The organism is Pseudooceanicola endophyticus, assembly GCF_018760365.1.
Classification (GTDB): domain Bacteria; phylum Pseudomonadota; class Alphaproteobacteria; order Rhodobacterales; family Rhodobacteraceae; genus Pseudooceanicola; species Pseudooceanicola endophyticus.
In genome coordinates, this window is record NZ_JAHIAB010000004.1 from 20,605 (window position 1) to 41,026 (window position 20,422).

16 protein-coding genes are annotated in these 20,422 nt (G+C 66.3%); 8 read left to right on the plus strand and 8 right to left on the minus strand.

Annotated features, from left to right (window positions below; translation table 11 throughout):
- Positions 1 to 120 precede the first annotated feature (120 nt).
- From KM176_RS08445 to KM176_RS08455, 3 genes are read right to left on the minus strand one after another with little or no spacing between them, the layout of a single operon-like run.
- The gene (locus KM176_RS08445; protein ID WP_160891218.1) at positions 121 to 525 is read right to left on the minus strand and encodes a (deoxy)nucleoside triphosphate pyrophosphohydrolase; all 405 of its coding nucleotides are present in this window, start codon (positions 523 to 525) and stop codon (positions 121 to 123) included.
- Positions 522 to 1,751 (minus strand): bifunctional glutamate N-acetyltransferase/amino-acid acetyltransferase ArgJ, encoded by a 1,230-nt coding sequence (argJ, locus tag KM176_RS08450; protein WP_160891217.1) that lies wholly within the window; start codon positions 1,749 to 1,751, stop codon positions 522 to 524. Before argJ ends, KM176_RS08445 begins: the two co-directional genes overlap by 4 nt.
- A 4-nt stretch (positions 1,752 to 1,755) precedes the next feature.
- Entirely contained in the window at positions 1,756 to 2,688 is a 933-nt protein-coding gene (locus KM176_RS08455) for a peptidylprolyl isomerase (protein WP_236045231.1), read from the minus strand.
- 174 nt (positions 2,689 to 2,862) lie between these two features.
- On the opposite strand from KM176_RS08455, the gene secA reads away from it, so the two are divergent.
- Both secA and KM176_RS08465 read left to right on the plus strand, forming a co-directional pair.
- Positions 2,863 to 5,589 carry a preprotein translocase subunit SecA gene (gene secA, locus KM176_RS08460; protein WP_160891216.1) on the plus strand — a complete coding sequence of 909 codons (2,727 nt, stop codon included), beginning with the start codon at positions 2,863 to 2,865 and terminating at the stop codon, positions 5,587 to 5,589.
- Entirely contained in the window at positions 5,573 to 6,241 is a 669-nt protein-coding gene (locus KM176_RS08465) for a hypothetical protein (RefSeq protein ID WP_160891215.1), read from the plus strand. The genes secA and KM176_RS08465 overlap by 17 nt, the downstream gene beginning before the upstream one ends.
- Here the strand turns inward: KM176_RS08465 and KM176_RS08470 are convergent.
- Positions 6,214 to 7,002, minus strand: a complete 789-nt coding sequence (locus KM176_RS08470; protein ID WP_160891214.1) for an IclR family transcriptional regulator — start codon at positions 7,000 to 7,002, stop codon at positions 6,214 to 6,216. The two genes, KM176_RS08465 and KM176_RS08470, sit on opposite strands and share 28 nt — an antisense overlap.
- 117 nt (positions 7,003 to 7,119) lie before the next feature.
- Between KM176_RS08470 and KM176_RS08475 the strand changes: the two genes are divergently transcribed.
- The gene (locus KM176_RS08475; protein ID WP_160891213.1) at positions 7,120 to 9,267 is read left to right on the plus strand and encodes a malate synthase G; all 2,148 of its coding nucleotides are present in this window, start codon (positions 7,120 to 7,122) and stop codon (positions 9,265 to 9,267) included.
- A gap of 57 nt (positions 9,268 to 9,324) precedes the next feature.
- On the opposite strand, the gene radC is transcribed toward KM176_RS08475, so the two are convergent.
- From radC to dnaK, 3 genes are all read right to left on the minus strand, one after another.
- Complete coding sequence (gene radC / locus KM176_RS08480; protein WP_160891212.1) at positions 9,325 to 10,086, minus strand: RadC family protein; 762 nt, start codon at positions 10,084 to 10,086, stop codon at positions 9,325 to 9,327.
- A gap of 181 nt (positions 10,087 to 10,267) precedes the next feature.
- Positions 10,268 to 11,410 carry a molecular chaperone DnaJ gene (gene dnaJ / locus KM176_RS08485; RefSeq protein WP_160891211.1) on the minus strand — a complete coding sequence of 381 codons (1,143 nt, stop codon included), beginning with the start codon at positions 11,408 to 11,410 and terminating at the stop codon, positions 10,268 to 10,270.
- 89 nt (positions 11,411 to 11,499) lie between these two features.
- The gene (dnaK, locus tag KM176_RS08490; RefSeq protein ID WP_160891210.1) at positions 11,500 to 13,422 is read right to left on the minus strand and encodes a molecular chaperone DnaK; all 1,923 of its coding nucleotides are present in this window, start codon (positions 13,420 to 13,422) and stop codon (positions 11,500 to 11,502) included.
- Between the two features lie 218 nt (positions 13,423 to 13,640).
- Here dnaK and KM176_RS08495 point away from each other — a divergent pair, with 218 nt between their 5' ends.
- A complete protein-coding gene (locus KM176_RS08495; RefSeq protein WP_160891209.1) occupies positions 13,641 to 14,240 on the plus strand; it encodes an alpha-ketoglutarate-dependent dioxygenase AlkB family protein in 600 nt (199 codons plus the stop codon).
- On the opposite strand, the gene KM176_RS08500 is transcribed toward KM176_RS08495, so the two are convergent.
- Entirely contained in the window at positions 14,237 to 15,055 is an 819-nt protein-coding gene (locus KM176_RS08500) for an ABC transporter permease (RefSeq protein ID WP_160891208.1), read from the minus strand. The two genes, KM176_RS08495 and KM176_RS08500, sit on opposite strands and share 4 nt — an antisense overlap.
- Positions 15,056 to 15,497: 442 nt before the next feature.
- On the opposite strand from KM176_RS08500, the gene galU reads away from it, so the two are divergent.
- The 4 genes from galU (at position 15,498) to KM176_RS08520 (ending at position 20,419) form a co-directional block, all read left to right on the plus strand.
- On the plus strand, positions 15,498 to 16,391 hold the full coding sequence (galU, locus tag KM176_RS08505; protein WP_160891207.1) for a UTP--glucose-1-phosphate uridylyltransferase GalU: 894 nt from the start codon (positions 15,498 to 15,500) through the stop codon (positions 16,389 to 16,391).
- A gap of 126 nt (positions 16,392 to 16,517) precedes the next feature.
- Positions 16,518 to 17,552 (plus strand): glycosyltransferase family 2 protein, encoded by a 1,035-nt coding sequence (locus KM176_RS08510; protein ID WP_160891206.1) that lies wholly within the window; start codon positions 16,518 to 16,520, stop codon positions 17,550 to 17,552.
- A 169-nt stretch (positions 17,553 to 17,721) separates the two neighbouring features.
- Complete coding sequence (locus tag KM176_RS08515; RefSeq protein WP_375372108.1) at positions 17,722 to 18,708, plus strand: glycosyltransferase family 2 protein; 987 nt, start codon at positions 17,722 to 17,724, stop codon at positions 18,706 to 18,708.
- 13 nt (positions 18,709 to 18,721) lie between these two features.
- The gene (locus KM176_RS08520) at positions 18,722 to 20,419 is read left to right on the plus strand and encodes a beta-1,6-N-acetylglucosaminyltransferase (protein WP_215558772.1); all 1,698 of its coding nucleotides are present in this window, start codon (positions 18,722 to 18,724) and stop codon (positions 20,417 to 20,419) included.
- Positions 20,420 to 20,422 lie beyond the last annotated feature (3 nt).

Below are 20,422 nucleotides of genomic sequence, written 5' to 3' on the forward strand. Positions count from 1 at the left end.
AATGCTTGCTCAACGCATGGATGCGAACCCGGAATGCGGGTTTTCCGGGGGGGCTCATACAGCCAAGGGGCGCTTCCGTGGCGGAAGCGCCCCTTGCCGGTCGCGAATCATGGGCTAGGGCTAGAGCCAGTCCTGCAGGACCGGGATCAGCGGCAGGTCGGCGGGCGGCATCGGGTAGTCGCGCAGCTGGTTCGGGCGCGCCCAGGCCAGGGTCTGGCCTTCCTTCGGCTGCGGAACGCCTTTCCAGCGCCGGCAGGCGAAGAGCGGCATCAGCAGGTGGAAATCGTCATAGGCATGGCTGGCGAAGGTCAGCGGCGCCAGACAGCTTTCCCAGGTGTCGATGCCCAGCTCTTCCTGAAGCTCGCGCACAAGGGCGGTTTCCGGGCTTTCGCCCGGCTCCACCTTGCCGCCCGGGAATTCCCAGAGCCCGGCGAGGGATTTGCCCTCCGGACGCTGGGCGAGCAGCACGCGGCCATCCACGTCGATCAGCGCGACGGCAGAGACCAGGATGATCTTCTTCGTCACGAGCGGTAATCCGCGTTGATCGAGATGTAGCCGTGGGTCAGGTCGCAGGTCCAGACGGTGGACTTGCCCGCGCCCAGGCCGAGGTCGACGCCGATGCGGATCTCCTGCTGCTTCATCACGGCGGCGCCCTGGTCCTCGCTGTAGGAGGGGGAGACCCAGCCCTTCTCGGCGACCAGAACGTCGTCGAAGGTGATGGTCAGCAGGTCGCGGTCGGCCTCGGCGCCGGACTTGCCGATCGCCATGACGACGCGGCCCCAGTTCGGATCCTCGCCGGCGACGGCGGTCTTGATCAGCGGAGAGTTGGCGATCGCCATGGCATGGACCTTGGCCTCGGCATCCGAGACGGCGCCGGTCACGGTGATCTCGACGAACTTGGTGGCGCCCTCGCCATCCTTCACGACCTGGTGCGAGAGGTCCAGCATGACGGTTTTCAGCGCGTCCACGAAGGCGGTGTCATCTGCGGTGACCGTCACGCCCGAGGCTCCGGTGGCGCCCATCAGCAGCGTGTCCGAGGTCGAGGTGTCGCTGTCGACGGTGATGCAGTTGAAGGTCACATCGGTCAGCGAGGACAGCATGCCCTGCAGGACCGCGCGTTCGATCTTCGCATCGGTGAAGATGTAGACCAGCATGGTGGCCATGTCGGGGGCGATCATGCCCGAGCCCTTGGCGATGCCGGCGATCTTCACGCTGCCGCCGGGCAGGGCGACCTCGGCTGCGGCGCCTTTCGGGAAGGTGTCGGTGGTCATGATGGCGTTTGCCGCCTCGGCGATCTTGCCGGGGGCGAGGTTCGCCTTCAGCTCTTCGAGCTTGGCGGTGATGCGTTCGTGCTTCAGGGGTTCGCCGATGACGCCGGTGGAGGAGGAGAAGACGCGGGTTTCCTCCAGGCCCAGCATGGCGGCGGTGGCGGTGGTGACGGCGCGGGTCGATTCAATGCCGTTCTTGCCGGTGAAGGCGTTGGAATTGCCCGAGTTCACGATGATGGCCGCCCCGCCCGTGCCGTCCAGGCCGATCTTGGCCTGGCAGTCCAGCACCGGGGCGGAGCGGGTTTTCGAACGGGTGAAGACCCCGGCCATGGTGCTGCCGGGGTCGAGGAGGGCAAGCATCACGTCGGTGCGCCCCTGGTACTTCACACCAGCCGCAGCGCTGGCAAAGCGCAGGCCGCCGATGACCGGAAGCTCCGGGAAGGCCGCAGGTGCGAGGGGAGACGTGGGGTACTTGCCCGCCATGGGATCACTCCGAAAGGTCGATTTTATCCAGTTGCGACGGGTCGATGCCGTCGGCTGCACTCTTATCGACTTGGGCACCGGCGACAAGGGAATCGATGTACTTGCCGGCCAGGTCCTGCTGAACCTTGTCCTGAAGCTGGGCTTTCACGTCCTCGAACTTGGGCGCCTGCTTGCGGGTGTCGATCAGCTTGATCACGTGCCAGCCGAACTGGGTCTTCACCGGAGCGCTGACTTCGCCCGGTTTCAGGGCGGCCACGGCCTTCTGGAAGTCGGGCACCATCATGCCGTCCGAGAACCAGCCCAGGTCGCCGCCGTTCGGACCCGAGGGGCCGGTCGACTTCTCTTTCGCTTCCTTGGCGAAATCGGCGCCATCCTTGAGGTCCTTCTCGACCGCCTTGGCCTCATCCTCGGTCTTCACGAGGATGTGCGCGGCGTGCCATTCCTCCTTCGGCTCGTAGCCGTCGCCGTATTCCTTGTTGTACTCGGCCTTCAGCATGTCGTCGTTGATGTTGGCCTGAAGATAGTCGGCCAGCGCCACGGAGGCCATGATCGAGCGGTCGGTGTTGTCGAGCGAGTACTGCACGATCTTCGGCACGGTGCCCTTGTAGGACTGCTTCAGCACCTCCTGCTGCACCAGCTGGTTGAGCAGGCCCGGGAAGATCACCGAGGTCGGAATCTTCTGATATTGCTGGGGCAGGTTGTCCCGCGCGGTCAGCAGGTGACCCACGGTGATCTTGGTGTCGCCGACGGTGGCCAGGACGGTGTCGGCGGTGACCGGCGTGGTGTCCTTCTTGGTGTCCGCGGCGGTGTCGGTCGCCGCGGGCGCTGCGGTCGTGGCGGCAGGCGCCGCGCTGTCCTTGGCGGCGCTGTCCTCGGCCATGGCAAGGGCGGGCAGGCAAAGCGCCAGGGCGGTTGCGCAGGCAAGACGGTTGATCATGGGATTTCCTTGGTTTGACCGCGGGGGCCGCGGCGTTGACACAGGTAGGCCCTCACCTTACATCGCCTTATGGCAAAGGGCCGGAGGGCCGGTTCCGGTTCTTTCTATGGGCCATGCGGACGCCGGACAACAGGCCCTAAAACACGAAGGCGTCAGAGAGGCGGAATACGGATCATGCTGGGTATCGGAACACTCGCCAAGAAGGTCTTCGGGACCCCGAACGACCGCAAGGTGAAAGCAAGCCGCCCGCTGGTCGCAAAGATCAACGCCCTGGAAGAGGAATTCCGTGCGCTGAGCGACGACCAGCTTCGGGCCAAGACCGAAGAATTCAAGAAGCGTGCAGCCGAGGGCGAAAGCCTGGACGACATGCTGCCGGAAGCCTTCGCGAACTGCCGTGAAGGGGCCCGCCGGGCCATCGGCCTGCGCGCATACGATGTGCAGCTTCTGGGGGGCATCTTCCTGCACCAGGGCAACATCGCCGAGATGAAGACCGGCGAGGGCAAGACCCTGGTCGCGACCTTCCCGGCCTACCTGAATGCTCTTTCCGGAAAGGGCGTTCACGTGGTGACGGTGAACGACTACCTCGCCAAGCGCGACGCGGAATGGATGTCGAAGGTCTACGGCTTCCTGGGGTTGACCACCGGCGTGGTGCACCCCGGCCAGGACGACATGTCCAAGAAGCAGGCCTATCGCTGCGACATCACCTATGCCACCAACAACGAGCTGGGCTTCGACTACCTGCGCGACAACATGAAGTCGGACCTGGCGGACCTCTACCAGCGCGAGCACAACTTCGCCATCGTGGACGAGGTCGACAGCATCCTGATCGACGAAGCGCGCACGCCGCTGATCATCTCGGGGCCGTCGCAGGACCGTTCGGACCTGTATCTGGCCATCGACAAGCTGATCCCCTCGCTGCCCGAGGATGCCTACACGATCGACGAGAAGCAGCGTTCGGTCACCTTCACCGAAGAGGGCAACGAGGCGCTGGAGCAGCTGCTGCACGCCAATGGCCTGCTGGAAGAGGGCGCGACCCTCTATGACCCGGAAAGCACGACCATCGTGCACCATGTCAACCAGGCCCTGCGCGCCCACAAGCTGTTCCTGAAGGACCAGCAGTACATCGTCAGGAATGGCGAAGTGGTGCTGATCGACGAGTTCACCGGCCGCATGATGTCGGGCCGCCGCCTGTCCGAGGGCCTGCATCAGGCCATCGAGGCCAAGGAAGGCGTCCAGATCCAGCCCGAGAACGTCACCCTGGCGCAGGTCACCTTCCAGAACTACTTCCGCCTCTACAATCGCCTGTCCGGCATGACCGGCACCGCTATGACCGAGGCCGAGGAATTCCAGGAGATCTACGGCCTGGGTGTGGTCGAAGTGCCGACGAACCGTCCCATCGCCCGCAAGGACGAGGACGATGCGATCTACCGCACCGCCCGCGAGAAATACGAGGCCATCGTCGAGGAGATCAAGGTGGCCCATGCCAAGGGCCAGCCGGTCCTGGTCGGCACCACCTCGATCGAGAAGTCGGAACTGCTGAGCCAGCTGCTGACCCAGGCCGGGCTGCCGCACAACGTGCTGAACGCCCGCCACCACGAGCAGGAGGCGCAGATCGTCGCCGAGGCCGGCAAGCTGGGCGCGATCACCATCGCCACGAACATGGCGGGCCGCGGCACCGACATCAAGCTGGGCGGCAATGTCGAGATGAAGGTGATGGAGGCCCTGGCCGCCAATCCCGAGGTCCATCCCGACACGCTGCGCGAAAAGATCGAGGCCGAGCACGCCGCTGCCGAAGCGGCGGTGAAGGAGGCCGGCGGCCTCTTCGTTCTGGCCACCGAGCGCCATGAATCGCGCCGCATCGACAACCAGCTGCGCGGCCGTTCGGGCCGTCAGGGCGACCCGGGCCGCTCCAGCTTCTTCCTGTCGCTGGAAGACGACCTGATGCGCATCTTCGGGTCGGACCGGCTGGACAAGGTCCTCTCGGGGCTGGGCATGAAGGAAGGCGAGGCGATCGTGCACCCTTGGGTGAACAAGTCGCTGGAACGCGCCCAGGCCAAGGTCGAGGGGCGCAACTTCGACATGCGCAAGAACGTGCTGAAGTTCGACGACGTGATGAACGACCAGCGCAAGCTGATCTTCAAGCAGCGCCGCGAGATCATGGAAACCACCGATGTCGCCGAGATCGCGCAGGACATGCGCTACGAGGTGATCGAGGATCTGGTGACCAAGTACATGCCGCCCAAGACCTACGCCGACCAGTGGGACACCGAGGGCCTGAAGGCCGCCTGCCGCGAGCAGCTGGGTGTCGACGTGCCGGTCGATGAATGGGCCGCCGAGGAAGGCGTGGACGACGAGCACATCATCGAGCGCCTGGAGCAGGCCACCGATGCCGCCATGGCCGAGAAGGCCGCGGCCTTCGGCGATGACAACATGCGCCTGATCGAAAAGCAGATCCTGCTGCAGACCATCGACGGCAAGTGGCGCGACCACCTGCTGCGCATGGAGCACCTGCGTTCGGTCATCGGCTTCCGCGGCTATGCGCAGCGCGACCCGCTGAACGAGTACAAGAACGAGGCCTTCGGCATGTTCGAGGCGCTGCTCGACGGTCTGCGCGAGGAAGTCACCACCACGCTGGCCCGTGTCCGTCCGATGACGGAAGAGGAACGCCAGGCCCAGATCGCGCTGCTGCAGCAGCAGATGGCGGCCCAGCAGCAGCAGGTGGATGCCGCCGTCCACGAGGCCGAGGCCGCGCTGATCGAGGAGCCCGCTGAGGCCCCGGCGGGGCGCCTGCCGGGCTTTGACGAGAACGATCCCTCGACCTGGGGCAACCCGGCGCGGAACGCGCCTTGCCCCTGCGGATCGGGCAAGAAGTTCAAGCATTGCCATGGCGAGATTGCCTGACATCTGGAAAACGGCGCTTTCGGGCGCCGTTTTTGCTGTCGGCCTGCCGCTGGCCGGGCAGGCTGCCGATTGCCCGCTGGACGCGGAGGCGGTGGCCGAGCCGGGGGCGATGGTGCGCTTCGACCTTTCGGCGCCCTGCCGCGCGGGCCAGGACGTGACCCTGCTGCACGAGGGGCTCTCCTTCACCGAAACCATCCCGCCGGACGGGCTGCTGCGCATCGACCTGCCGGCGCTTGCCGATCCGGCGCTGATCGTGGCGGCCTTTGCCGACGGCGCCTCGGCGGTGGCCACCTCTCCGGTCACCGGGCTGGAGGACGTGGCCCGCGCCGCCATCGACTGGTCCGGCCCGGCCGAGGTCGCGCTGATCTCGGCGGATGACAGCGGGGCGGTGGGCCATTTCGGCACCCATCGCGGCGATGACAGCCGCCATCTGCGGGTGGCCTCCTTCAAGGCCGGCAGCGATGTGCCGGTGCTGCCCGAGGTGGTGCTGACCCCGGACACCTGCGACCGTGCGCTGACCATCCACGGGGCGCTGAAGATGCCCGGCGCGGCTACCGTCTTTCACACCCTGACGCTGACCCTGCCGCCCTGTTCGGAAACCACCGAGGGCCGGCTGCTGCTGCCTCAGCTCTTCCCCGAGCTTGGCGACTGAACGGCCCCCATCGCCTGGGACAGCTCGGTCGCGATGCGCTGCACCGTCTCGCCGCAGCGCGCGACCTTCTCGGGCGTCATGCGCGCGGCCAGCCCCGAGACCGAGATCGCGCAGGCGGGGTCCCCGGACGGGCCCCAGACCACGGCGGCGACGCAGCGCAGGCCCAGCACGAATTCCTCGTCATCGACGGCATAGCCGCGGGCGCGGATCTGGGCCATCTCGGCCTCCACCGCGTCCATCCGGGTCAGGCTGCGGGCGGTGGCGGCGCGAAAGCCGTGGCGCTGCACCAGCCGGGCGACCTCCCGGTCGGGGCGGGTCGCCAGGATCGCCTTGCCCATGCCGGAACACAGCACCGGCACCCGGCCACCGGGGGGCGAGATGGCGCGCATGATCTCGCGGCTTTCGACCTGGCTCAGCGTCACCACCTCGCCGTCCTCGATCAGCCCCAGGTTCGCCGTCTCGCGGGTGGCATCGCGCAGCCGGCGCAGGAAGGGCAGGGCGGGCGCCACCAGATTGCGCGCCAGCACATAGGCCGCCCCCACCCGGTGCGCCGCGCGCCCGACATGCCAGTGCCCCGAGGCCGCGTCCGAATGCAGGAAGCCGCGCTGTTCCAGCGTCGTCAGCAGCCGGTGCGTGGTCGAGGCCGCCAGCCCCGCCCGCCGCGCGACCTCCGACAGGCGCAGCCCGTCGGGTTCGGCGGCGATCAGCTCCATCAGGGTCAGGGCGCGTTCGACCGACTGGACGCCCGGGGTTTCGGCCATGGGGTGCCTTTCCATTTTCCGCCCATAGCTTTCCACATCGTGGAAAAGATGGCAAAGGCTTCGCCCTTCCGGCGGCACTGCGGCTAAGGTGGGCCAAAGCGTTTCAGGAGACACTCCATGACCCAATACGTGACCCGCGCCGGTCTCTCGGTCGCTGCGCCGCTGGCGGCGCTGGTGGAAGACCAGGTTCTGCCCGGTCTCGGCATCTCGCCCGAGGCCTACTGGGGCGGCTATGCCAAGCTGCTGGCCCGTCTGGTGCCCGAGAACCTGCGCCTGCTGAACCGGCGCGACGATCTTCAGGCCCGCATCGACGCCTGGCTGCTGGAGCGCAAGGGCCAGCCCTGGGATGGCGCGGCCTACCGCAGCTTCCTTGAGAAGATCGGCTACATCGTCCCCAAGGGTCCGGATTTCGAGATCGGCACCGCCGATGTCGACCCCGAAATCGCCACCATCGCCGGTCCGCAGCTGGTGGTGCCGGTGATGAATGCCCGCTTCGCGCTGAATGCTGCGAATGCCCGCTGGGGCTCTCTGTATGACGCGCTCTACGGCACCGACGCGCTGCCCGGCACCCCTGAGGGCAAGGGCTATGACCGCGCGCGCGGCGGTCAGGTGATGGCCTGGGCGGCGGAATTCCTGGATCTGTCGCTGCCGCTGAAGGGCGCCAGCCATGCCGAGGTGACCGCCTATCGCCGCGAGGGGGACACCCTGGTGGCCGAGGTCGCGGGCGTGGTCCATGGCTTCAAGGATCCCTCCGCCTTCAAGGGCTATACCGAGGACGGCCCCAAGGCCTCGTATCTGCTGTGCCATCATGGCCTGCATGTTGTGCTGATGATCGACCCGGATCACCCGGTCGGGCAGGACAGCCCCTCGGGGCTGCGCGACGTGGTGCTGGAATCCGCGATGACCGCGATCCAGGATTTCGAGGATTCCATCGCCGCCGTCGATGCCCAGGACAAGACCGAGGCCTATGCCAAGTGGCTGGGGCTGATGAAGGGCGACCTGTCCGAGAGCTTCGAGAAGGGCGGGCGCCAGATGACCCGCGCGCTGAACCCCGATCCCGAATACCTCTCGCCCCAGGGCCAGCCCTTCACGCTGCAGGGCCGCGCCCTGCTGCTGGTGCGCAACGTCGGCCACCTGATGACCACCGATGCGGTGCTCTTCGAGGGCGAGGAGACGCCGGAGGGGATGCTGGATGCCGTGGTCACCGTCGCCTGCGCCATGCATGACCTGATGAAGGAAGACGGCCCGCGCAATTCCCGCGCAGGCTCGGTCTACGTGGTGAAGCCGAAGATGCACGGCCCCGAGGAAGTGGCCTTCGCCGATGCGCTCTATGCCGGGGTCGAGGACATCCTGAAGCTGCCGCGCAACACGGTGAAGCTGGGCGTCATGGACGAGGAGCGCCGGACCTCGGTGAACCTCAAGGAATGCATCCGCGCCGTGAAGGACCGGCTGGTCTTCATCAACACCGGCTTCCTTGATCGCACCGGGGACGAGATCCACACTTCGATGCAGGCCGGTCCCTTCGTGCCGAAGGGCGAGATGAAGGATGCCGGCTGGCTGGCGGCCTACGAGGCCGGCAATGTCGATACCGGCTTGGCCGTGGGGATGCAGGGCAAGGGCCAGATCGGCAAGGGCATGTGGGCCAAGCCCGACATGATGGCCGAGATGCTGGCAACCAAGATCGCGCACCCGATGGCGGGCGCGACGACCGCCTGGGTGCCCTCGCCCACCGCGGCGACGCTGCATGCGACCCATTACCATCAGGTCGATGTCTTCGCCCGCCAGGACGAGCTAAAGTCCCGCGCGAAGGCGAGCCTCGATGCGCTGCTGACGCCGCCGCTGCTGGGCGGGCGCAACCTGACCGACGAGGAGGTCGCCCGCGAGGTCGACAACAACTGCCAGGGGATCCTGGGCTATGTGGTGCGCTGGATCGACCAGGGCGTCGGCTGCTCCAAGGTGCCGGACATCCACGATGTCGGCCTGATGGAGGATCGCGCGACGCTGCGGATCTCCTCCCAATATCTGGCGAACTGGCTGCTGCACGGGGTGATCACCCCCGAGCAGGTCGAGGAAGCGCTGCGCCGGATGGCGGTCAAGGTGGATGCCCAGAACGCCGGGGATCCGGCCTATCGCCCGATGGCGCCGGGCTTTGACGGGGTGGCCTTCGCGGCGGCCCGCGACCTGATCTTAACCGGGGTGGCGCAGCCCTCGGGCTATACCGAGCCCGTGCTGCATGCCCGCCGGCGGGAAGCCAAGGCGCTTTGATCCCGGCTGCGGCGCCCGGTTGCGGGCGCCGCATGCATATTTGGGGAAAGATGAAACCTAGAGGTAGCCCTCGGCCCGGAAGCTCAGCTCGCGGGAGCGGCCGATGATGATGTGGTCGTGCAGCACGATGCCAAGGGCGGTCGCGGCGGCCTCGATCTGGCGGGTCATCTCGATATCGCTGTCCGAGGGGGTCGGGTCGCCCGAAGGGTGGTTGTGCACCAGGATCAGCGCGCTGGCATTGTGATGCAGGGCGCGCTTGACGACCTCGCGCGGGTAGACGGGCACGTGATCCACGGTGCCCTGGCCCTGGGCCTCGTCCGCGATCAGCACGTTGCGACGGTCCAGGAACAGCACGCGGAACTGTTCCGTCTCCCGGTGCGCCATGGTGGTGTGGCAATAGTCCAGAAGGGCCTCCCAGGAACTGACCACCTGGCGTTTCAGCACCCGGGCGCGGGCCAGGCGTTGCGCGGCCGCCTCGATGATCTTCAGCTCGCAGATGACCGCTTCGCCCACCTCGGGGATCTCGGCCAGCCGGTCCGCAGGGGCGCTGACCACGCCGTTGAAATCACCGAAGGCTTCCAGCAGGCGATGCGCGAGCGGCTTCATGTCCCGCCGGGCATTGGCCCGGAACAGCACCAGCTCCAGCATTTCGTAATCCGGCAGGGCGGCGGCCCCCCCTTCCAGGAACCGGTCCCGCAACCGCTTGCGGTGATCGCGGATGTAGGAAGGTAGCCGACCGGGCGGCAGCGCCTCGGGCGCGGCCTCGTCGGAGTCGAAAAGCGGCAGGGACATTTCCTGAAAGGCGCGAGGGTCACTCATGATCCCGCAAGTGTCCGGCAATCTTGATTAAGCTTAGGTTAATGCCGGATCCCCTGCTGGTATTTTCTTGTTTCAAATACCTCGGGGGGAGGCTCCGCAGGAGCCTGGGGGCAGCGCCCCCGACGCCAGATGCAAAGGGGCGACCCGCAGGCCGCCCCCTGATCTCCGCTCAAAAGGCGCTTCAGCCCTTCATCGAGTCCCAGAAATTCTTCACCGATTTGAAGAACCCTTCGCTTTCCGGATTATTCTCCGCCGAAAGCTCCTCGAATTCGCGCAGCAGTTCCTTCTGGCGATGGGTCAGGTTCACCGGGGTTTCCACCGCCAGCTCGATGAACATGTCGCCATGTCCGCCACCGCGCAGGGCGGGCATGCCCTTGCCGCGCAGACGCATCTGCCGCCCGGCCTGGCTGCCCTCGGGGATCTTCACCCGGGAGCGCCCGCCATCGATCGTCGGCACCTCGATGTCGCCGCCAAGCGCGGCCGAGGTCATCGACACCGGAACGCGGCAGAACAGGTTGGTGCCCTCGCGTTCGAAGATGTCGTGCTTGGCCACCTCGATGAAGATGTAGAGATCCCCCGAGGGACCGCCGCGCATTCCGGCCTCGCCCTCGCCGCCCAGGCGAATGCGGGTGCCGGTCTCGACACCGGCGGGAATGTTCACCGAGAGCTGCCGCTCGCGTTCGACCCGGCCCTGGCCGCCACAGGCGGAGCAGGGGTTCTTGATGATCTGGCCCAGTCCCGAGCAGGTCGGGCAGGTCCGTTCCACCGTGAAGAAGCCCTGCTGCGCGCGCACCTTGCCCATGCCCGAACAGGTCGGGCAAGTCACCGGCTCGGCGCCACCCTCGGCGCCGGTGCCGTGGCAGACGTTGCACTGCACGGCGGTGGGGACCTTGATGGTCTTCTGCAGGCCCTGGTAGGATTCCTCCAGCGTCACCCGCAGGTTGTAGCGCAGGTCAGAGCCCCGGGTGGCACGTTGCCGGCCACCGGGCTGGCGCCCGCCCATGAAATCGCCGAAAAGATCGTCGAACACATCCGAGAAGGCCGAGGCGAAATCGCCCTGCCCACCGGCGCCCGGACGGCGCCCGCCGCCCATGCCGCCTTCGAAGGCCGCATGGCCGAAACGGTCGTAGGCCGCCTTCTTCTCGGCATCCTTCAGACAGTCATAGGCCTCGTTGGCCTCCTTGAACTGGTCTTCGGCCTGGGGGTTGTCCTTGTTGCGGTCCGGATGAAGTTCCTTGGCCTTCTTGCGATAGGCCTTCTTGATCTCTTCCGCAGAGGCTCCCTTCGACAGGCCGAGGACCTCGTAGTAATCGCGTTTTGCCACGTCTGGTCATCCCTTCCTACGGAACGATGAGGGCCGGCCCGCCCGATGGGAGGACCGGCCCCAGAGGTTCCTCAGCGAAGCTTCAAGGCTCAGCCGCGCTTCTTGTTGTCGTCCAGGTCCTCGAAGTCGGCATCGACGATGCTGTCGTCTTCCGAGGGGCCTGCGGTGGTGTCTGCCGCGGCGGGTTCGTCATCGTTCTCGGCCATCTGGGCCTTGTAGATGGCTTCACCCAGGCGCATGGAGGCCTCGGTGACGTTCTGGATGCCCGCCTTGATCTTCTCGGCGTTGCCGGTTTCCAGCTCGTCCTTCAGGGCGGCCACGGCCAGTTCGATCGCCTCGACGGTGGACGGATCCACCTTGTCGCCATGCTCTTCCACCGATTTCTCGGTCGAGTGGATCAGGCTTTCGGCCTGGTTCTTGGCTTCGATCAGCTCGCGGCGCTGCTTGTCGGCCTCGGCGTTCTCTTCCGCGTCCTTCACCATCTTCTCGATGTCGGCATCGGACAGACCGCCGGACGCCTGGATGGTGATCTTCTGCTCCTTGTTGGTGCCCTTGTCCTTGGCGCCGACCGACACGATGCCGTTGGCGTCGATGTCGAAGGTCACTTCGATCTGGGGCATGCCACGCGGGGCGGGCGGAATGTCTTCCAGGTTGAACTGGCCGAGCATCTTGTTGTCGGCCGCCATTTCACGTTCGCCCTGGAACACGCGGATCGTCACGGCGTTCTGGTTGTCCTCGGCGGTCGAGAAGACCTGCGATTTCTTGGTCGGGATCGTCGTGTTGCGGTCGATCAGGCGGGTGAACACGCCCCCCAGGGTCTCGATGCCCAGGGACAGCGGGGTCACGTCCAGCAGAACCACGTCCTTCACGTCACCCTGCAGAACGCCGGCCTGGATCGCGGCGCCCATGGCGACGACTTCATCCGGGTTCACGCCCTTGTGGGGTTCCTTGCCGAAGAACTTGGTCACCTCTTCGATGACCTTCGGCATACGGGTCATGCCGCCGACCAGAACGACTTCGTCGATGTCGCCGGTGGACAGGCCGGCATCCTTCAGCGCGGCCATGCAGGGCTTCAGCGAGCCCTTGATCAGGTCACCGACCAGGCTTTCCAGCTTGGCACGGGTCAGCTTGACCACGAGGTGCAGCGGGGTGCCGGTTTTCGGGTCCATCGAGATGAACGGCTGGTTGATCTCGGTCGACTGCGACGACGACAGCTCGATCTTGGCCTTTTCGGCAGCTTCCTTCAGGCGCTGCAGGGCCATCTTGTCGAGGGTCAGGTCGACGTTGTGCTCTTTCTTGAACTCGCCCGCCAGGTAGTTGACGATGCGCATGTCGAAGTCTTCACCGCCCAGGAACGTGTCCCCGTTGGTGGCTTTCACTTCGAACAGGCCGTCGTCGATTTCCAGGATGGTGACGTCGAAGGTACCACCGCCAAGGTCATAGACCGCGATCGTGTGGGTGTCTTCCTTGTCGAGACCGTAGGCGAGGGCGGCAGCGGTGGGTTCGTTGATGATCCGCAGCACCTCGAGCCCGGCGATCTTGCCGGCATCCTTGGTGGCCTGACGCTGGGCGTCGTTGAAGTAGGCCGGGACCGTGATGACGGCCTGGGTCACTTCCTCACCGAGGTAGCTCTCGGCGGTTTCCTTCATCTTGCCAAGGATGAAGGCGGAGATTTGCGAGGGCGAGTACTTTTCGCCGCGGCTTTCCACCCATGCGTCGCCATTGGTGCCGGCAACCACGTTGTAGGGCAGGTTCTTCTTGTCCTTGGCCAGATGGCTGTCGTCTGCGCGACGGCCGATCAGGCGCTTGACGCCGAAGATGGTGTTGGAGGCGTTGGTGACGGCCTGGCGCTTTGCCGACTGCCCGACCAGGCGCTCTTCTTCCGTGAAGGCGACGATCGAGGGCGTCGTGCGCGCGCCTTCGGAGTTCTCGATGACCTTGGCCTGCGAGCCGTCCATGATGGCAACGCAGCTGTTGGTGGTGCCGAGGTCGATACCGATCACTTTGGACATGTTTTCAATCCCTTCTACTTAAGGCGATGTTACAGGGATCCGACCCGTGTCGGCATCGTTTCCCCGATCCGTGACACGGCGGTAGGTTCCCCGCCCGCCGCGCTTCTGGGCGTATATAGGCAGGGGGTTTGCACCCTGCAAGCGGACAGCAGGGGCGAGAATGGCAAAAAATGCGGCATTTCGCGGCGAATGCACGCGGCTTTGGCAGGAGAGGCGCCATGGTACTGAAAATCCGGGGGGTGGCGCTGTGGCAGGGCCTGCTGGACCGCCCCGCGCAGGAGGCGATGCTGGCGGATCTGCGCGCCGTGGTGGCGCAGGCACCGCTGTTTTCGCCGCAGACCCGGTGGGGCAGGCCGATGTCGGTGCAGATGACCTCGGCTGGGCGCTACGGCTGGTATTCGGACCGGCGCGGCTACCGTTACGAACGCCGCCATCCTTCGGGCGGGGACTGGCCGGCGATCCCGGCCTCGGTGCTGGGCCTCTGGCGGCAGGTGACGGGACTGGAGCGCGATCCCGACTGCTGCCTGGTGAACCTCTATCGCGACGGCGCGAAGATGGGCCTGCACCAGGACCGCGACGAGGCCGACTTCCGCTGGCCGGTGCTTTCGGTGTCGCTGGGCGATGACGGGCTGTTCCGGATCGGCAATGTCGAGCGCGGCGGGCCGACGGAATCGGTCTGGCTGCGTTCGGGTGACGTGCTGGTGCTGGAGGGGGCGGCGCGGCTGATCCATCACGGGGTGGACCGGATCCGGCCCGGCAGCTCGACCTTGCTGGAGGGCGGCGGGCGGATCAACCTGACCTGCCGGGTGGTCGATTAGCGGGCCTTCCAGCTGGCCGATACATGGCGGCGGGTGTAGAATTCGCCAATCATCGCAAGGCAGAAGATCACCACCGAGACCCAGATCGCGTAGCGGAGCGAGGTGAAGTGCGGCACGTAGTTGATGAACACGTGGCCGCGGGTCTGGTCGATGGTGTGAAACAGCGGATTCCAGTCGAAGATGTCGCGCATCTTGGTGGGCAGGGTATTGACCACGAACATCTTGCCCGAGGCGATCATGTTGGCGCGCCGGTAGAACTGCGACAGGATGTTGGCGAAGGTCGGGGCCCAGGGTTTCAGCGCGGCAAAGGCCACGCCCACCGCGATGCCGAAGCCCCAGGCGACCAGGATGCAACCGAAGGCGCCCAGCGGCTGGTAGATCTCGAACGGGCCGTGGATCAGGTGGTAGCCCACCAGGATGATGAACAGGCACAGCACCTGGATATAGAGCGCCGAGAGCGCCGAGGAGGCGAGCGCGACCAGCGTGTTGATCGGCCGGTGCTGGCGCATGGCGCTGAAGGCGCTGCTGGCCCCCATCACCGCCGAAACGGTCTGCACATGGGTCCGGTACAGGAACACGCCGGACAGCATGAACAGCAGGAAATCGCCGCGGATCGCGGTGTTGCGCAGGCCGAACAGCAGGAACATCAGGTAAAAGACGCTCATCATCACGGCGACGCGCAGCAGGTTGTTGAGCAGCGAGAAGAGCGCGCTGCGATGCGTCTTGCGGATGTCGTGGGCGGTGGAGTGGAAGATCAGCTCGGCCATGGAGAGGGCCGATTGCAGGGTGCTGCGCGGGACGGGCTTTTCGAACATCTGCGCTCCGGCGGGGGGTCCGGACGGACCTGTGGCCGAGGGGGGCGGCCGGGATGCCCCCAGGGGGCGGATGCGCGCAGCCTAGGCGGGAATCGGTTTGCGATCCGTTACCGCTGACACGCCGCACCGGCGGGGCAATCGGGCGGCGCCGGGGCGGGAATTCCCGGCGCATTGGGCAGGCAATGGCGCATTTCCCAAGCAAATGGCGGGCAGGTGATGGTTTTCCGCGCACAAGCGACGCGGCGATTTCATGCGGCCTTCCGCGTTGGAGGCAGGCGCTTTTTCCGGTGGCGAAGCCTCGCCGGATCGGCCATGCTCCGCCACACGACATCTTGAAATCGAGTTTTTCGGTCACACCATTTCATCGGAATTTGTCTGCTGTCCACCAAGTGCTATGCTTGCGGATACGGACGAAAATTAAGGCAAAAGTTGAGGACTTAACGTGAAAAACAAAGTCACCAAAGCGATTTTCCCCGTCGCGGGTCTGGGCACCCGCTTCCTGCCGGCCACCAAATCCGTGCCGAAGGAGATCATGACCCTCGTCGACCGTCCGCTGATCCAGTACGCGATCGACGAGGCCCGCGCCGCCGGTATCACCGAGTTCATCTTCGTGACCTCCAAGGGCAAGTCCGCGCTGGAAGATTACTTCGACCACTCCGCCGTCCTCGAGGCCGAGCTTGAGGCGAAGGGCAAGACCGACCTGCTGGAAGTCCTGCAGCAGACCTACATGGAATCCGGCCAGATTGCCTACATCCGCCAGCACAAGGCCCTTGGCCTGGGCCATGCCGTGTGGTGCGCCCGCCGCCTGATCGGCGACGAGCCCTTCGCGGTCATCCTGCCCGATGACGTCATCGCCGCCGAGAAACCCTGCCTGGCGCAGATGATCGAGGCCTTCGAGGAAGAACCCGCCTCCATGGTCGCGGCCATGGAAGTGCCCGCCGACAAGGCGAAATCCTATGGCGTGCTCGACATTGCCGAGGACAAGGGCGACGTGGTGAAGGTCAAGGGCATGGTCGAAAAGCCCAAGGCCGGCACCCAGCCCTCCAACCTGGCGGTGATCGGCCGCTACGTGCTGCAGAACTCGGTCATGCAGAACCTCGACCAGCTGAAGACCGGCGCCGGCGGCGAGATCCAGCTGACCGACGCCATCGCGGACGAGATCAGCGCCGGCCGCAAGGTCCACGGCTTCCGCTTCAAGGGCCAGCGTTTCGACTGCGGCTCCAAGGCGGGCTTCCTGCAGGCCACCGTCTCCTTCGGCCTGTCGCGCGACGACCTGAAGGACGAGCTGATGGAATACCTCCAGGACGTCGTCTCGGTGAAGACCGCCGCGCAGTAAGCCGAAGCCGGTTGCGCAACAGGGGGCGGTCCTGCGGGGCCGCCCTTCGCCTGGTCCGGGCCTTGCCTCTTGACCGGAGATCGCCGGGGGCGCCACTCTTCCGGCGGGGACCGGGAGGAGGACAGGATGCGCAGCCCATGGCGGCATCTGCAGCGTGCGCGCGTGGCCTTCCGGCAGCGCCGGCGCCGCCAGCTTTATCTGTGGCGGGCCTTCCGGGCGCGGAGGGACCTGCGCAGGGTGGCCGACCGCAGCGCGGCGATCCGCCCCGGGGACGTGCTGCTGTTTTGCGTCCTGCGCAACGAATCCCTGCGGCTGCCGCAGTTCCTGGCCCATTACCGGGCCCTCGGCGTCGCGCATTTCCTGATCGTCGACAATGCCAGCACCGATGGCAGCGCCGCGCTGCTGGCGCGCCAGCCCGATGTCTCGCTCTGGTACAGCGGCGCCTCCTACCGGCGGGCGCGGTTCGGGATCAACTGGCTCAATCACCTGCTGGGGCGCTACGGGCACGGCCATTGGTGCGTCATCGCCGATGCCGACGAGCTGCTGGACTATGCCGGGTCCGATCACCGCCGCCTGCCGGCGCTGGCCGCCCGGCTGGAGGCCCGCGGCCAGATGGTGATGGGGGCCTTCCTGCTTGATCTCTTCCCGAAGGGGCGGCTGGGCCTGCGCACCTACCAGGCCGGTCGCGATCCGCTGGAGGTGCTCACGCAGTTCGATCCCGGGCCGTTCCGCGCCCGGCGCCAGGCGCCGATGGGCAATCTCTGGCTGCAGGGCGGCACCCGGGACCGGGTGTTCTTCGCGGACCAGCCCGCGCGCGCGCCGACCCTGAACAAGCTGCCCTTCCTGCGGTGGGATCGCCGTTATGCTTTCGTTAACTCTTCACATTCCATACTCCCTCCCGGGCTGAATGCCTTCTACTCGGGTCCCGGCGGCCCGTTCTTCAACGGCGTTCTGCTGCATACGAAATTCCTGCCCGATGTGCTGGACCGGGCGCGGGAGGATCTGTGCCGCAGCCAGCATTTCAACAGTCCCGACCTGTACCGGGACTATTACGAGGCGATCCTGAAGGCGCCGGATCTGTCCTGCCCGGACACCCTGCGTTTCGCCGGCACCGGGGGGCTGGTGCGTATCGGCCTGATCAGTTCGGACGAGGGGCTGTAGCGGCCGATTTTGAAGGGCCTCGTGGCGAAGACCAGGCAGGAGCGGGAAGCCGGACGGGGCTTCCGGCGGGGCCGGGCTGGACCTTGCAGGGACCGGTCCGGAGATGTGGGTGCGGGCCTTCGGGCCCCGGAGGCGGAACGCGGATTTGGGGCTTCACGACGCATACAGGCTGCGCAAATGGCGCCGCAGGCGCGCCTTGCGGGGCTTTCTGCATGGCCGCAGGCTGCGCCTGGTGCAGGACCGGCTGGATCGCATCGGCGGCAGCGACATCCTGCTGTTCGCCACCCTGCGGAACGAGAAGATCCGCCTTCCCTATTTTCTGGATTATTACCGCCGCCTCGGCGTGGATCATTTCCTGATCGTCGACAATGGCAGCACCGACGGCGCGGCGGATTACCTGGCGGAGCAGGGCGATGTCACGGTCTGGTACACCGAGGACAGCTACCGCGAGGCCGCCTTCGGCATGGACTGGATCAACCACCTGCTGCGGCACCACGGCCACGGCCACTGGGTGCTGGTGGTCGATCCGGACGAATTCCTCGTCTACCCGTTCTGCGACACCCGTCCGCTGTCGGCGCTGACCAGCTGGCTGGATACCTCAGAGATCCGCAGCTTCGGGACCATGCTGCTGGACATGTATCCCAAGGGCCCGCCCGAGGCGCAGCCCTACCGGGAGGGGCAGGACCCGCTTGAGATCGCCGCCTGGTTCGATTCCGGCAATTACACGATCCGCCGGAACGAAACCTTCGGGAACCTCTGGATCCAGGGCGGCCCGCGGATGCGCAGCTTCTTCCGCGAGACGCCGGAACGGGCGCCGGCACTGAACAAGATCCCGCTGGTGCGCTGGCACAAGAGCTATGTCTATGAAAGTTCTACGCACATGCTGCTCCCCCGGGGGCTGAATCTGGTCTACGATCCCTGGGGCGGAGAGAAGGCAAGCGGCGTGCTGCTGCACACGAAATTCCTCCATACTTTCGCGGCGAAGGCCGCCGAAGAGGTGCTGCGCGCAGAGCATTACCAGGCCGGGCGGGAATACCACGCCTATGATGCCGATCCCGATGCGGTGGCGCAGCTCTGGTGCAAGTGGTCGGAGAAATACATCAACTGGCGGCAGCTCGAGGTGCTCGGGCTGCTGTCGAAGGGGAACTGGGCCTGATGGGGGGATCCGGGTGACGGTCGGCATCGTGATGTTGGTTCACACGGCCCTGGGCCGGGCCGAGCAGGTGGCCCGGCACTGGAGCGCAGGGGGCTGCCCGGTGGTGATCCATTGCGATGCCCGCGTGCCCGACCGGCAATATGGCCGCCTCCAGCGGGCGGTGGCCGATGATCCCGGGATCAGCTTTGCCCGCCGCTACCGCTGCGAATGGGGCACCTGGGGGCTGGTCGCGGCCACCCAGGATGCCAGCGAACGGCTGCTGCGCGCCCATCCCGACATCGGCCATGTCTTCCTGACCTCGGGGTCCTGCCTGCCGCTGCGCCCCGTGCAGGAGCTGGTGAACTACCTGGCCGCCCGCCCGATGACCGATTTCATCGAAAGCGCCACCACCGAGGACGTGACCTGGCCGGTCGGCGGGCTGGATCGCGAACGCTTCCTGCTGCGCTTCCCGTTTTCGTGGAAACGGCACCGGAGGCTGTTCGACGGCTATGTGCGGCTGCAACGGCGGGTGGGCTTCAGTCGCCGCCTCCCGCCCGGCATCGTGCCGCATATGGGCAGCCAGTGGTGGTGCCTGACCCGCCGGACTCTCTCGGCGATCCTCGAGGATCCGAACCGCCGGGCCTACGACCGCTATTTCCGAAAGGTCTGGATCCCCGACGAAAGCTATTTCCAGACCCTGGCACGGCGCTGGTCCCGGCAGCTGGAAAGCCGGTCCCTGACGCTGTCGAAGTTCGATTTCCAGGGCAAGCCGCACATCTTCTACGACGATCACCTGCAGCTGCTGCGGCGTTCGGACTGTTTCGTCGCCCGCAAGATCTGGCCGCGTGCCGGCAAGCTGTACCGGGCCTTCCTGACCGACGGCCAGGGCGCGATGAAGCGGGCCGAGCCCAATCCCGGCAAGATCGACCGGATCTTCGAAAAGGCTTCGGGCCTCCGGACGCGGGGGCGCACCGGCCTTTACATGCAGAGCCGCTACCCGAACGAGGGCTGGGACAACGGGCTGACCGCCGGGCGCTACTCGGTCTTCCAGGGCTTCACCGAGGTTTTCGAGGATTTCGTGCCCTGGCTGGAACGTCATGCCACCGCCCGGGTGCATGGCCACCTGTTCGGGCCGGGCGATGCCGCCTTCGCCGGCGGGCAGCAGATCCTCAACGGCGGGTTGCTGTCCGATGCGGTGCTGCGGGACTACGCGCCGCGCGATTTCCTGACCAACCTGATCTGGAACACCCGTGGCGAACGCCAGGTCTTCCAGTTCTCTGCCTGGGCCAACCAGGCGCTGATCTGGGATATCGCCAAGGATCCCAACGCCCATGTCTCGGTGATCACCGGTGCCTGGGCGGTGCCGCTCAGCCGCTCCGAACTGGGCTTCGCAGAGGTCAGGGCCGAGGCCGCGCGCCTCCAGAAGCAGGAGAGCGCCTTCCTGGAGGCGCTGCGCTCGCCCTATGCGCGGGCGCGGGTGATGGTCTGGAGCATGGCGCATTTCATCCGCGCGCCGATGGTGCCGTTGCAGAGCGCGATCGAGGTGATCGGGCCGCGCAAGGCCGCCCCGCTGGCCGAGGCGCCGACCCTGGTCTCGCTCGAGGGGTTCCCGCAGTTCCTGCAGACCCTGAAGAACAATGGCATGCACCCCTTCCTGGTCGGTGACTTCCCGACCGGGACAGAGCCGCAGCCTCCGCCGCAGCAGGCGCGGCCCTATCTGGTGCGGCAGTAGTGC